Source organism: Pelomonas sp. Root1217, from assembly GCF_001425705.1.
Classification (GTDB): domain Bacteria; phylum Pseudomonadota; class Gammaproteobacteria; order Burkholderiales; family Burkholderiaceae_C; genus Pelomonas.
The window spans coordinates 39,412-51,619 of the sequence record NZ_LMDC01000003.1 but is presented as its reverse complement, the minus strand read 5'-3'; the positions used below and the strand labels follow the sequence as shown (position 1 = coordinate 51,619).

Below are 12,208 nucleotides of genomic sequence, written 5' to 3'. Positions count from 1 at the left end.
CGGGGGACCGGCTGGGCACGTCCGCGTTCAGCGGGGCGAGACCGGACGAGGGGCGCCAGTTCATTTCAGAAGCCATGGCCGCAGTCCGTGCAGAAGCGGGCTTGCCGCGAGAGGGTGATGCCGCAGGCCGGGCAGCTCTTGTGCGTGCTGGCCATGTCGAAGCCGCATTCGTGGCAGAAGCGCCCGCCCTGGCTGGGCGTCTGGCAGTTGGGGCAGGCCGAGCCACCCCCGCTGGCGGCGCCCTGGCTGGCCGAACCCGCATCCAGCGCGGAACGGGCGGCGCAATCGCGGCAGCTGTTGCTGCTGCTGTTCCAACATTCGCGGCCGACCCATTTGCGGCAACCGCTGCACTTCTCGTACAGCGGCGCTGCGGCCGCCATCGCCTCGGCCAGGGCCTCGCCCTTGGCGCCGCTGGCACCAGCTTCGGCAAACGCACCGGTGGCGCGGCTGGCCTTGTTCAGGTCGTAGAACATGAAGGCGAAACGGCTCAGCCATCCAGTGATCTGGCCCTTGCGATAGGGCCTGAAGGCCGAACGCGAGCTCTCACCGCATTTCTCGCAGAAGAACTCGAATTGAAAGCCCGCCGACACGTCGCTCATCGACGTGCTGACGTCTCGGTAATTGGTCAGGGCCATGGGGGCTTAGATTGGAGAACCGATGTTCTTCATCGTGAAGGCGCGCGTCGTGTTCTGCGACGCGGTCTTGGCGACGGCCTGGCCGGTGTTGCTGTGCGAGTAGTGCGACGGCGGGTTCTTGTAGATGTAGGCGAGCGAGCCGAACTCGCAGGTCCACTTCTCCATCATCTCCGTCATGGTCTCGTTCACGACCACATCCAGCTCGTATTCCAGCAGGCGGATCTTCTGGATGGTGAAGATCAGCGAAGTACCGTCCAAAAACGTCGCCGAGCGCCTGTGGATGGTGAGCGTGCCCGAGGGGAAGATGTTGCCCGCCTTCATCGAGTTCAGCATCTGCGTGCTGGCGATGTCGACCCGCTTGGTGAACGTGAACTCGAAATTGCGGTTGCGTTCGAGGTCCGCGTACTGCTTCTCCCGTTCGCCTTGCAGCGTGGCCGCCTTTTCGGCCTTTTGCGGGTCGGGAGGCGCGAAGGCGTTCGGATCCCTGGCGATGCTTTCGAGCTTCTTGTTGAAAGCCGCGCCGAGGGCATCACGCTGGTCCTGGTGGGCTTTCCAGTCCACCTCGGAAAAATTGCCGCCACGCTGGGCTTTCGCGAAGGACTCCTGCAGCCGCTTGTCCCGCTTCTGGTAATCGTCGCTGGCCGCATGCATGGCGCGCAGCTCGTTGCTGCCTTGCTTGTCTGCTCTGCCGCTGGCCAGGGTGAAGGCCGCTGCCGCCTTGCTGGCGCTCTTGCGCTCGTCCTCGTTGTGCAGCTTCCAGTTGAGCGTTTCCACCAGGATCTGCCCCTGGAAGCCTTCGGACGCTGCCTCGCCCACGACCGGTACGCGGGTGGGGCGCAGCAGAACCAGGAAGATGTCGGCGCCGTTGTTGGACATCAGAGGGCCAATGGGTGGAAGAAGGGGGCCGTGGGCAGGTTGTCCTTGCCGAGGGTCTTCAGATACATCATCTTGATGTTCTTGAAGTTGAGGGTCCAGCTTTCCCTCACCTCCTTGGACAGGCCATCGTCTGACACCTCCAGGGCACAGTCGGCAAAGTAGCCTTGCGTGCAGACGACGGTGAAGCCAGGTTGATGGATGGCGCGGCCCTGCTGCTTGATGTGCAGCACGGTGATGGACGCACTGAGCACGGGCAGGTGGTTGTCCAGGCAGAAATGCATCTGCGAGGAGCCAACGTCAAACCGCTTCTTGAAGGTCAGCGGTTGCATCTTGATGGTGACGGGCGTACCCAGCCCCGCCATCGAGGCTGCAGCGGCGGCTGCCGCTGCGGCCAGGCCGCTGGCTTTGCTCTTGGGGTCCTTGAGGGCCTGCATGCCCCAGCCGAACTCCAGCAGCTCGATCGAGCCTTCCCAGCCTTCGAGCAGGCCCTCGCCCACCACCGGCCCGGCGCCGGTGATGAGTTGCATGAAGATGTTCGAACGACTCATGAACGGTCAGAGGAATAAGACTGCGGCGACGAGAGCGAATGAGCTTCAGGCAAGTAGTGCCCGACCCAGCGGCCGCCGCGGAACCGGCTTTGCCGGGCCGCCAGCGGCGCCCCCGGATGGGGGCCGGCGCAGCCGGTAGGGGGCGAACCTGTTTATGCCGACGGCGAAGCCGTACCAGCCGGAATGTCCCAGTTGTACGTCTTGGGCGCGCCGAGCTTGCCGGTCTTGTTGTCCTGCGGCTTGTATTCGATCTTGACGGTCTTGAAGACCATTTCGACCTTCTGCGTGACGTTGCCTTCCTCGGTGCCGCTCTGGTTGACCTTGGTGATGAAGCAACCTTCCATCGTCATCGTGAAGTAGGTCTCGGGCGTGGCGCTGCCCGTGGTCTTCATCATCTGCAGCTCGACCTTGGGGAAGGCCTTGCCGGTGCAGATATAGCCCAGGATCACGGTCGACGAGGTGTCGAAGTAGTGTTCCCAGTTCATCTTGCCGGGGTTGGGCTTGCCGACGGATGCGCCGCCGCCCTTGGTCCAGCTGGTCTCAGCCTCGACTTCCCAGTCCCAGCCCTGGATCTCGATCCACTTCTCCTTGCCCTTCTGGATGGACTCGCCATCGGCCTTGTCGAAGAAGGTGAGGAATGCATTGACTGCCATGTTGATATCTCCTTTAGAGGTTCAAAGCGCGGGTGTGGTGGTGATGTGAGATGACCCGTCCTGCTCCCGCGCCGGGCGAGTTCACCGAATGTTCAGGCCGACTTTTCGGACGGCAGCTTCGAGACCAGGCGCAGGGACACGGTCAGGCCTTCGAGCTGGTAATGCGGCTTCAGGTAGAACTTGGACTGGTAGTAGCCCGGTGCGCCTTCCACTTCCGAAACCTCGACCTGGGCGGCCGCGAGCGGGCGGCTGGCCTTGGTCTCTTCCGACGAGTTCATCGGGTCACCGTCGACGTAGTTCAGGATCCAGCTGTTCAGCCAGTCTTCCATCGCGTCGCGCGACTTGAAGGAGCCGACCTTGTCGCGCACGATGCACTTCAGGTAGTGGGCGAAGCGGTTGCAGGCGAACAGATAGGGCAGGCGGGCCGCGAGTGCCGCATTAGCGGTCGCGTCGGCATCGTCGTACTCGGCGGGCTTTTGCAGCGACTGGCCGCTGATGAAGGCCGCGAAGTCGCTGTTCTTGCGGTGCACCATCGACAGGAAGCCGTTCTTGCTCAGCTCGGCCTCGCGACGGTCCGAGATGGCGATCTCGGTCGGGCACTTCATGTCCACGCCGCCGTCGTCGGTCGGGAAGGTGTGGGTGGGCAGGCCGGTCACCGCGCCGCCGGATTCGATGCCGCGGATGCGCGAGCACCAGCCGTACTGCTTGAACGAGCTGTTGATGTTCACGGCCATCGCGTAGGCGGCGTTGGACCAGGTGTACTTGCTGTGGTCAGCGCCCTCGGTGTCTTCCTCGAAGGCGAACTCGTCGACCGGGCTGGTCTTGGCGCCATAAGGCACGCGCGACAGGAAGCGCGGCATGCACAAGGCCAGGTAGCGGGCGTCGTCGGACTCGCGCAGGGACCGCCAGGCGGCGTACTCGGGCGTCGTGAAGATCTTGGTCAGGTCCCGCGGGTTGGCGAGTTCCTGCCAGCTTTCCATTTGCATGACGCTGGGCGCGGCGCCGGTCACCAGCGGCGCGTGGGCGGCGGCAGCGATCTTGGACAGTTCCCCGAGCAGCTCGACGTCGGGCGGTGTGTGGTCGAAATGGTAGTCGCCCACCAGGCAGCCATAGGGCTCGCCGCCGAATTGGCCGTATTCCTCTTCATACAGGCGCTTGAACAGCGGCGACTGGTCCCAGGCGGTGCCCTTGAAGCGCTTGAGCGTCTTGCCAAGATCGGTCTTGGAGACATTCATGACGCGGATCTTGAGCTGCTCGTCGGTCTCGGTGTTGTTGACGAGGTAGTGCAGGCCGCGCCAGGCGGATTCCAGCTTCTGGAAGTCCTCGTGGTGCATGATCTTGTTGATCTGCTCGGTGAGCTTGCTGTCGATGGCCGCGATCATGGCCTCGATGGTCTTGACGGCGTCGTCGCTGAGCAGCGTGGTGTTGCTCAGCGCCTGCTGGGCCAGCGTCTGCACGGCCTGCGCCACGGCGCCGCGCGCCTCCTCGGTCTTGGGCTTGAATTCCTTGTTCAGCAGTGCCGCGAAGTCATTGCCTTCGAAGGTCACGCCCGCCAGGGCCGATGCTGACTGTTCCGCTTGGGTCATGTTGGAAACTCCGGTCGGTTCTATGAGCTGGGCTTACTCGGACTTGGGTGCGTCGGTCAGCGTCTTCAGCAGCGTCGGGTCGGCCAGCACCTTGGCGATCAGGTCGCCGGCGCCACTCTTGCCGTCCATGTAGGTGATCAGGTTGGACAGTTGCTGGCGGGCCTCGAGCAGCTTGTTCAGGCCGTCGACCTTGCGCGCCACGGCGGCGGGCGAGAAGTCGTCCATGCTCTCGAAGGTGATGTCCACCGGCAGGTTGCCCTCGCCGGTCAGCGTGTTCTCGACCTGGAAGGCGACGCGCGGCTTCATGGACTTCATGCGCGAGTCGAAGTTGTCGACATCGATCTCGAGGAACTTGCGGTCGGCCACCGGCGGCAGCGGGTCCTCGGGCTTGCCGGACAGGTCGGCCATCACACCCATCACGAAGGGCAGCTGCACCTTCTTCTCGGCGCCGTAGAGCTCGACGTCATACTCGATCTGCACCCGCGGGGCCCGGTTGCGGGCGATGAATTTCTGGCTGCTCTTGCTCATGTCATTGCTCCTTGCGGATGGGATTCAGGGATTCAAAAGGCGGTGCGCCACGACGGACTGCAGGAGGGGCTTTGATGAAGACGACATCGCGGCGTTCCTTGCGACTACTGCAGGCTTTCAGGGTCCACACCCAGCATACGAGCCACCTCGCTCACTGCCTCGGGGGCAAACTCTCGTACCAGCTGCAGGAAGTTGCGGTCGATGAGACGTTGCGCACGGCGCAGCAGGTCGGCCGCAGGGTTGGTGGGTTCGTTCTTCTCAAGGTAGGCGCAGACCAGGTCGATGGCGCGCACGGCGTCGGCGCGGCTCTCGATCGCCCCCAGACCGCCACCGCCGCCGCTGCGGCCGCGGCGGGCAGGCGCGGGCGAGTCGCCACCGCCGTCCTGGCCCTGGGCGATGCCCAGGTCGTTGAGCATGCCGGCGAGGTCGTCCGCCGAAGCGTCGATGCTGACCGGGCGCGGCGAGACGGCGATGACGGCGTCCAGCATCGCGCGCAGCGCCGAGAAGTCGGGCACGTCGCCATAGTTGAGGCGCACGGACAGGCAGGCCACCAGCGAATCCAGCGCCGCGACGGCGGCGGGCGCCTGGGTGGCGAGCACCGGGTAGCCGGCCACGGCGTCGGCCAGCATGTTCTCGATCTGACCACGCGAGGGGGTCGATTCGTCGTCGCGCGCCGCCAGGTCGCCCATGGCGATCTCGATGTCACGCACGCTGATCTGGCCGATGCCGCGGTCGTTCAGCACCAGGCTGGCACGGACGTCGCCCAGTGTGGTGTCCAGGCTGGCCAGCTCATTGAGGACATTGACCCGCGCAAACGCGTCGCCATCCTCGGGGCGAGGGTGGAGTTCGTCCCACCAGCGCGTCAGCAACTCCTCGAACAGGCGCAGGCCCGGGGCCAGCGTCGCGAAGCCTTCCAGGCGCAGCCGGGCGCGCAGCAGCAGGTTGGCCACGCGCAGGTCGCGGGTGCGGGCGTTGATGTCCTCGGCCAGGCTGCGCACGGTGCGCCAGTCGGGCGGCTCGGCGGACGCGAACTGGGTTTCGGGTTTGCCCGCAGCCGCCTGGGTCAAGGCCAGGAAGTCGTTGTCGTATTCCAGGTCGGGGCCGCAGACCTCATCCTCGGACACGGGCTGCAGCCACGGCGCCAGCGCGGGGTCGCTGCTGAGCGACGGTGCGGTGTCGGGCGACGGGTCGAAGGGATTGCTGTCCATGGTGGTCCGAGTGAGCTTGCCGAACAGGGCAGGCAGGAGTTCGGGCGGTAAGTAACTGGCGCCGCCGCTTAGTTCCCTGCGGCAGATCTGTCTGTCGACATGGGGAACGGAATGGCGCGTGCCGTCACTCAGCAGGTTGGACGTCCCGCCTGCACGATGAACTCCTCCAGCGACCCGGAAGACAACGACGCGACCATCATCCGGCCCAGCGCCGCCACCGCGCCTGTTCCTGACGAAGCCGTGCCCGCCGTGAAGGCAGGCGGCCCGGCTGCGCCCGGGGCACCACCTGCGAGCCTCGACCGGCTGGACGGCGGCAACGCCTTGCCCGTCGGCAGCCGCCAGGGCGAGTTCGAGGTCATCCGCGTGCTCGGCGAGGGCGGCTTCGGCATCGTCTACCTGGCCCGCGACCACGCGCTGGAGCGCACGGTGGCGCTCAAGGAATACATGCCCGCCGCCCTGGCCTTGCGCGGCGACAGCTCCCAGGTGCGGGTGCGCTCGGAACGCCACCGCGATACCTTCGAGGCCGGCCTGAAGAGCTTCATCAACGAGGCGAAGCTGCTGGCGCAGTTCGACCACCCGTCCCTCGTCAAGGTCTACCGGTTCTGGGAGGCCAACGGCACCGCCTTCATGGTCATGCCCTTCGTCGAAGGCAAGACGCTGAAGGAGACGCTCAAGGAAATGCCCGAGCCGCCCCGTGAAGCCTGGCTGATGGACATGCTGGCCTCGCTGACCGAGGCCCTGCTGGTGCTGCACGGCGAGCATTGCTATCACCGTGACATCGCGCCCGACAACATCATCCTGGTGGCCGGCAGCGGCCGCCCGCTGCTGCTGGACTTCGGTGCCGCGCGCCGCGTCATCGGCGACATGACGCAGGCGCTGACCGTCATCCTCAAGCCCGGCTATGCGCCCATCGAGCAGTACGCCGAGGTGCCCAGCATGAAGCAGGGGCCCTGGACCGACGTCTACGCGCTGGCCGCCGTCGTCTACTGCGCCATCACCGGCCGCACGCCACCACCCAGCGTCGGCCGCATCGTCAAGGACGACTACGTGCCGCTGGCCCAGCAGGGTGAAGTCACAAAGGGCCGCTACAGCGAGCGGCTCGTCAAGGCCGTGGACCGCGCCTTGCAGGTGTTGCCCGACCAGCGCACCCAGTCCATGGCCGAGTTCCGCGAGGATCTGGGCCTGGTCGGTCACTACGCGCCCAAGCCGGGCCAGATGGCCACGCTGATCCAGGCGCCTGCTGCCGCGGCGCCGACTCCCGCCGCCGTCAAGCCCGTCAGCCGCGGGCCGCTGTGGCTTGGCCTGGGCTTGGCCGGCCTGGTGGCTGCCAGCGCGGCGGCCTGGTTCGCGACGCGGCCTGCAGCGCCGGCCGAGCCGGCTGCCGCGGCGCCGGCGGCGGTCCCCGCAGTCGCACCGGCTCCTGCGACTGCGCAGGCCGAACCCGTCGCGCGCGACCTGCCCAGCCAGTTCCGGTCCCTCGTGGCGCGGCACAGCGACGGCTTCGACGTGCTAGCGCAGGCGGAGCGCACCAGCCTGCGCATCGACCACGACGAGCTGCGCTTCAGCGTCAGCGCTTCTCGCGAGGGCTATGTCTATGTGCTGCTGGCCGGCCCTGACGGCAGCCTCGTCCAGCTCTACCCCAACGACAAGGCCAAGAACAACCACATCGGTGCTGGCGAGACGTTGCGCCTGCCCGGCGCGAGCTGGCCGCTCAAGGCCAGCGACCCACCGGGCCCGGAGCACTTCTTCGTCCTCGTCGCTGCCGAGCCGCGCAGCTTCGCGCCCTGGTCCACCGAAAAGGAGCCGAGCTACGGCTTCCTGACATTGCCGGCCCAGGGGCCGGTCGGCGGCACGGCGCCGGGCGCATCGAGCTGGCTGCTGGGCCAGCCGGATTGCGGCCACCCCAATTGCGCGGCTGACTATGGCGCCGCGGTGTTCAGCGTGGAAGCCGTCAGGTAGCCGATGTTGTGGAACCCGGCCGCAGTCGCGGTTACCTATGGCGTGCCGGCAGCTTCTGCTGCCGGCGCCCCTTCGCCGACCTCCGGACCCTGTTCTGAAACCCACCCAAGCCCCGGTCGCCCAGTTGCTGGCGACGCCTGACGCCCCCCAGCTGGGCGCCTTCGTGAGCGCTGCGGCCGCCGGGCAACTGCTTTGGGCCAGCCCGGTGGAAGGGCGGCTCGAAGTCCGCAGCGGCGCCACGCCGACGGGCGCCGTTTCGGCTGACATCGGCCGCCTCTTCGTCGTGGCGCTGCGCGAGCATTTCGGTGCCGCGGCCAGCGCCATCGCTGAGCGCGAATGGCGCCTCGGCCAACGATCACGCCGCCTGCTGCCCGCGCGCACCGTCAAACGGGCCGTAGCTTGCGCGGAGTCAGCCCTGGACCTGCTGATGGCCCAGTCCTATCTCTTGCAAATCGAGTTCTCGGCCGTCATGCTGGGCTGGCGCTTTCGTCGCGTCGCCGACGGCCTGGGCCTGGATCCAGCCAGTCTCGCCATTGAGCGCCGCCAAGCTTTGGACCAAGCCTTGGCCCCGGACTTCACCCTGCCGCCACCCGCCGACGCCGAGGCGCTCGCCGCGCGGCTGCGAACCCTGCTCAACCAGCTTTCGCATTGACTTCGTGATGTAGTTCACGGCCTCAGGGGTTAACCCATGCCCGTAAATGTGGGGTAGGGCGGGTCTGCCTTGTCGCAAGCTTTGCTGCGACGGCGTCTGATCAGACAGGGCGGCCACTCCGGCCGCTTCATCCGCTCGGAGCCCGTCATGCAGCCCCAGTGTCAACAGATTCGCCAGCCCGCAGCAGCCGACCCCAACGTCATCTTCTCGGAGCTGTTCGGCGAACACCGTGACCGCCTCTACCGCTTCGTGTTGCGCCATATCGGTGACAGCACCGAAGCCGAGGAACTGGCCCAGCAGGCTTTTGTCGAGGCGGCGCGCACCTACGAGCACTTCCGCGGCGAGTCTCAGTTGTCGACCTGGCTCTACGGTATCGCGATGAACCTGGTGCGCAACCACCTGTCTCGTGCGCCGTCGCGGCTCTACCGCTTTGAGGACGAGTCTGCGTTGGAGGCCACGGCCTGCCTGCACGCCAACCCGGAGCAGCAATGCCATCTGAACCAGTTGATGGCCTTGCTGCAGATCGAACTGGACGGCCTCATGCCCGAGATGCGCGAGGTATTGCTGCTCGTCGCCATGGACGACATGAGCTACGAAGACGCCGCCGCCCTGCTGTCCGTGCCCATCGGCACCGTGCGCAGCCGCGTGTCGCGCGCCCGCTCGCACCTGCGCACCCGGCTGCAAGCCCGCGGCGCGCAGCTGCCGTTCTGACGCGGGTCATTTCATCGGCCGGGGGCTACTTGCCGCCGCGGTTCGCGTCGGGCACCGCCACGAGATTTGCGTCAACGGCCGAATCTCGTATATACTGCTAGCTTCAGTCGCGGGGTGGAGCAGTCTGGTAGCTCGTTGGGCTCATAACCCAAAGGTCGTAGGTTCAAATCCTGCCCCCGCAACCAAGAAATAATGAGTCCTGTGAAGGACTTAGCAAAGCCCGCCAAGTGCGGGCTTTGTCGTTTCTAGGTGCCTTTTGACGGGTCTTGTGGCGTCACATGGTGCGATTCGATCGAACTGGCCGTTGATCAATGTGACTTGACAGTCCCTGGCTCCGACTGTGGCTTTGAGCTCGGAAACCGGGCGGGCTGGGCACGCGAAATGCCGCTGAGCCACCCATGGGCATGAGCAGAGTCGGAATTGGCCATGAATGCTGAAGCCGTCTGGCAGTACGTCAGCGCGCAGGGCGTGGAGCTGGGCCTCAAGGCGCTGGCCGCAGTGGCCGCATGGTCATTGGGCGCCGCCTGATCGCTCTCGCACAACGCATGTCGACCCGCGCGCTGGAGCGTGGAAGGAAGGTCGACCCGACACTTGCGACCTATCTCCGATCCATCCTCGGTGGGGTCTTGAACATCGGGCTGATCCTGGCCGTCCTGGACATCTTTGGCGTCAAGGCGACGTCCTTTGCCGCGCTGCTCGCGGGAGCGGGGCTCGCCATCGGGACAGCATGGGGCGGCCTGCTGACGCACTTCGCTGCGGGCGTCTTCATGCAGGTGCTGCGGCCCTTCAAGGTCGGGGACTTCATCCAGGCCGGTGGCGCCACCGGCACGGTGAAGGAGATCGGCCTGTTCGGAACGACGGTTGTTTCGCCGGATTCCGTCTACACCATCATCGGCAACAACGCGATATTCAGCGGCGCGATCCAGAACTATTCGGTGCTGCCGCATCGCCGTGTGGACTGCAAGGCCAAGCTGGCTCCCGGTGCCGACCCTGGCGAAGCCATCGACAAGCTGCAACCCGCCGTGGCTGCGATCCGCAATGTGTTGGACAAGCCGCCGCCGGAAATAGCGATCCTCGAACTGGCAATCGACGGCGCACTGCTTTGCGTCCGGCCGTACTGCCACAACGACCACTACTCGCAAGTCTTCTTCGACACGCAGACAGCCATCCACAAGGCGTTGGGCCCACAGGGGCATCCGGTGCCGGAAGGAACTGCAGCTCGCGCTGATTCTTAGCTGGCCGGTTGGTTCAGGTGCCGCAAAAGGTGCGAAAACGCGCGGTCACCTCGGTGGGCGCCGGCACCGCATAACGCGTCAGCAGCGCCGCCTCATCCCAGGGGTTGAGCAGCGCGCCCAGCAGCGCGTTGAAGGGTTGCAGATCGCCCTCGGTCGCGGCAGCCAGGGCTTCCTCGACGAGGTGGTTGCGCGGGATAACCGCCGGGCTGGCGCGGCGCATCTGCGCAACGCGCTCCGCATCGTCCACGCCACCATCGCGGGCGCAACGCTCGCGCCAGCGTGACAGCCAGGTGTCCAGCGCCGCGCGGTCGGCGAAGAGGTCGCGCAGCGGCTCGGGTCGGCCTTCCGCCGCGGCGGCCAGATGGCGCCAGGCCAGGGTGAAGTCGACTGCTTGCATGTGCAGCAACGTCAGCCAGTCGTCCACCAGCGCGGCATCGGTGGGGTCGTCGGCTGGCGTGGCGGCGAGCAACCCCAGTTTCTGCCGCTGGCCGCCGAGCAGTTCGCCGGCCAGCATCGCGGGGAAGTCGTCGATGACGGCAGTCGCTTCGGCCACGGCGGCCTCGATGGCCGGCTCGTCGTCGCCGCCCGCCATCAGCGGCAGCAGGGTTTCGGCAAAGCGCGCCAGGTTCCAGCGGGCGATGCCGGGCTGGTTGCCATAGGCGTAGCGGCCGGCGTGGTCGATGCTGCTGAAGACCGCTTGCGGGTCGTAGGCCTCCATGAAGGCACAGGGGCCGTAGTCGATGGTCTCGCCGGACAGCGCCATGTTGTCGGTGTTCATCACGCCGTGGATGAAGCCCACGTTCAGCCACTGCGCCACCAGCAGGGCCTGGCGCGCGGCGACGGCGCGCAGCAAGCCGAGGTAGCGGTGGGGCGCATCGATGAGGGCGGGATCGTGGCGGGCGATGGTGTAGTCGGCCAGACGGCGCAGACTATCCAGGTCACCGCGGGACGAGAAGAACTGGAAGGTGCCCACGCGCAGGTGGCTAGCGGCCACGCGGGTCAGCACCGCGCCGGGCAAGGCCGTCTCGCGGTAGACCGGCTCGCCGGTCGCCACCACGGCAAGCGCGCGTGTGGTGGGGATGCCCAAGGCATGCATGGCCTCGCCGATCAACACCTCGCGCAGCATCGGGCCGACGGCGGCCTTGCCGTCGCCGCCGCGCGAGAAGGGCGTGCGGCCCGAACCCTTCAAGGCGATGTCGCGGCGCCGGCCCGCCGTGTCGATCACCTCGCCGAGCAGCAGCGCGCGGCCGTCGCCCAGCTGAGGTGAGAACCCGCCGAACTGATGCCCCGCATAGACCTGGGCGATGGGCTCGGCATCGTCCGGCAGCAGATTGCCGGAAAACAGGGCCGAAGCGTCGGGGCCGCTCAACACGCCCGCCGGCAGGCCCAGCTCTTCGGCCAACTCAGCGTTGGCGAACAGCAGGCGCGGCTCTGGCACCACGGCAGGCTTCCAGGCCACGGCGGCGCCGGGCAGTTCGCGGGCGTAGGTGTTGGTGAAACCGAAGCGATGCATCTGGATCCTGATATGTCGGACGCCAGTGTGCCGGCAAACGGTGGGCCTTGCGGCGGAGGTCTGAGCAGGGTCGTGCCACAAAGGGCAGGTCACGTGCCGCCCGC

The 12,208-nt window shown here is 66.6% G+C and carries 11 protein-coding genes, 1 tRNA gene and 1 pseudogene; 5 read left to right on the top strand and 8 right to left on the bottom strand.

Going from position 1 to position 12,208, the window contains the following annotated elements; translation table 11 throughout:
- Nucleotides 1–65: 65 nt before the first annotated feature.
- The 7 genes from ASC95_RS07710 to tssA form a co-directional block, all read right to left on the bottom strand.
- Nucleotides 66–635 carry a zinc ribbon domain-containing protein gene (locus tag ASC95_RS07710; RefSeq protein ID WP_057297194.1) on the bottom strand — a complete coding sequence of 190 codons (570 nt, stop codon included), beginning with the start codon at nucleotides 633–635 and terminating at the stop codon, nucleotides 66–68.
- A 6-nt stretch (nucleotides 636–641) separates the two neighbouring features.
- The gene (locus tag ASC95_RS07705; RefSeq protein ID WP_057297193.1) at nucleotides 642–1,511 is read right to left on the bottom strand and encodes a hypothetical protein; all 870 of its coding nucleotides are present in this window, start codon (nucleotides 1,509–1,511) and stop codon (nucleotides 642–644) included.
- A complete protein-coding gene (locus tag ASC95_RS07700; protein ID WP_057297192.1) occupies nucleotides 1,511–2,038 on the bottom strand; it encodes a type VI secretion system tube protein Hcp in 528 nt (175 codons plus the stop codon). Before ASC95_RS07700 ends, ASC95_RS07705 begins: the two co-directional genes overlap by 1 nt.
- Before the next feature lie 173 nt (nucleotides 2,039–2,211).
- Nucleotides 2,212–2,712 carry a type VI secretion system tube protein Hcp gene (locus tag ASC95_RS07695; protein ID WP_056194090.1) on the bottom strand — a complete coding sequence of 167 codons (501 nt, stop codon included), beginning with the start codon at nucleotides 2,710–2,712 and terminating at the stop codon, nucleotides 2,212–2,214.
- A gap of 92 nt (nucleotides 2,713–2,804) precedes the next feature.
- Complete coding sequence (gene tssC / locus ASC95_RS07690) at nucleotides 2,805–4,298, bottom strand: type VI secretion system contractile sheath large subunit (protein WP_056194087.1); 1,494 nt, start codon at nucleotides 4,296–4,298, stop codon at nucleotides 2,805–2,807.
- Nucleotides 4,299–4,331: 33 nt separating this feature from the next.
- Nucleotides 4,332–4,826 carry a type VI secretion system contractile sheath small subunit gene (gene tssB / locus ASC95_RS07685; RefSeq protein ID WP_057297191.1) on the bottom strand — a complete coding sequence of 165 codons (495 nt, stop codon included), beginning with the start codon at nucleotides 4,824–4,826 and terminating at the stop codon, nucleotides 4,332–4,334.
- A 104-nt stretch (nucleotides 4,827–4,930) separates the two neighbouring features.
- A complete protein-coding gene (gene tssA / locus ASC95_RS07680) occupies nucleotides 4,931–6,034 on the bottom strand; it encodes a type VI secretion system protein TssA (RefSeq protein WP_057297190.1) in 1,104 nt (367 codons plus the stop codon).
- 156 nt (nucleotides 6,035–6,190) lie between these two features.
- On the opposite strand from tssA, the gene ASC95_RS07675 reads away from it, so the two are divergent.
- From ASC95_RS07675 to ASC95_RS07655, 5 genes and pseudogenes are all read left to right on the top strand, one after another.
- Complete coding sequence (locus ASC95_RS07675; RefSeq protein WP_057297189.1) at nucleotides 6,191–7,993, top strand: serine/threonine-protein kinase; 1,803 nt, start codon at nucleotides 6,191–6,193, stop codon at nucleotides 7,991–7,993.
- A 163-nt stretch (nucleotides 7,994–8,156) separates the two neighbouring features.
- Complete coding sequence (locus ASC95_RS07670) at nucleotides 8,157–8,645, top strand: hypothetical protein (protein ID WP_157256010.1); 489 nt, start codon at nucleotides 8,157–8,159, stop codon at nucleotides 8,643–8,645.
- Between the two features lie 147 nt (nucleotides 8,646–8,792).
- Nucleotides 8,793–9,356: an RNA polymerase sigma factor gene (locus tag ASC95_RS07665; protein WP_057297250.1), complete on the top strand. Its 564-nt coding sequence runs from the start codon at nucleotides 8,793–8,795 to the stop codon at nucleotides 9,354–9,356.
- 108 nt (nucleotides 9,357–9,464) lie between these two features.
- A tRNA-Met gene (locus tag ASC95_RS07660) sits at nucleotides 9,465–9,541 on the top strand.
- A gap of 241 nt (nucleotides 9,542–9,782) precedes the next feature.
- Nucleotides 9,783–10,591 (top strand): annotated as a pseudogene (locus ASC95_RS07655) (mechanosensitive ion channel family protein).
- Nucleotides 10,592–10,604: 13 nt separating this feature from the next.
- On the opposite strand, the gene ASC95_RS07650 reads toward ASC95_RS07655, so the two are convergent.
- On the bottom strand, nucleotides 10,605–12,104 hold the full coding sequence (locus ASC95_RS07650) for a YdiU family protein (protein WP_057297187.1): 1,500 nt from the start codon (nucleotides 12,102–12,104) through the stop codon (nucleotides 10,605–10,607).
- Nucleotides 12,105–12,208: the final 104 nt, after the last annotated feature.

What these genes read in the sequence shown, in the direction of transcription:
- ASC95_RS07695 (WP_056194090.1), bottom strand. Translation starts at nt 2,712, where the DNA reads ATGGCAGTCAATGCATTCCTCACCTTCTTCGACAAGGCCGATGGCGAG.
- ASC95_RS07710 (WP_057297194.1), bottom strand. Translation starts at nt 635, where the DNA reads ATGGCCCTGACCAATTACCGAGACGTCAGCACGTCGATGAGCGACGTG.
- tssB (WP_057297191.1), bottom strand. Translation starts at nt 4,826, where the DNA reads ATGAGCAAGAGCAGCCAGAAATTCATCGCCCGCAACCGGGCCCCGCGG.
- ASC95_RS07650 (WP_057297187.1), bottom strand. Translation starts at nt 12,104, where the DNA reads ATGCATCGCTTCGGTTTCACCAACACCTACGCCCGCGAACTGCCCGGC.
- ASC95_RS07705 (WP_057297193.1), bottom strand. Translation starts at nt 1,511, where the DNA reads ATGTCCAACAACGGCGCCGACATCTTCCTGGTTCTGCTGCGCCCCACC.
- ASC95_RS07665 (WP_057297250.1), top strand. Translation starts at nt 8,793, where the DNA reads ATGCAGCCCCAGTGTCAACAGATTCGCCAGCCCGCAGCAGCCGACCCC.
- ASC95_RS07675 (WP_057297189.1), top strand. Translation starts at nt 6,191, where the DNA reads ATGAACTCCTCCAGCGACCCGGAAGACAACGACGCGACCATCATCCGG.
- tssA (WP_057297190.1), bottom strand. Translation starts at nt 6,034, where the DNA reads ATGGACAGCAATCCCTTCGACCCGTCGCCCGACACCGCACCGTCGCTC.
- ASC95_RS07700 (WP_057297192.1), bottom strand. Translation starts at nt 2,038, where the DNA reads ATGCAACTCATCACCGGCGCCGGGCCGGTGGTGGGCGAGGGCCTGCTC.
- tssC (WP_056194087.1), bottom strand. Translation starts at nt 4,298, where the DNA reads ATGACCCAAGCGGAACAGTCAGCATCGGCCCTGGCGGGCGTGACCTTC.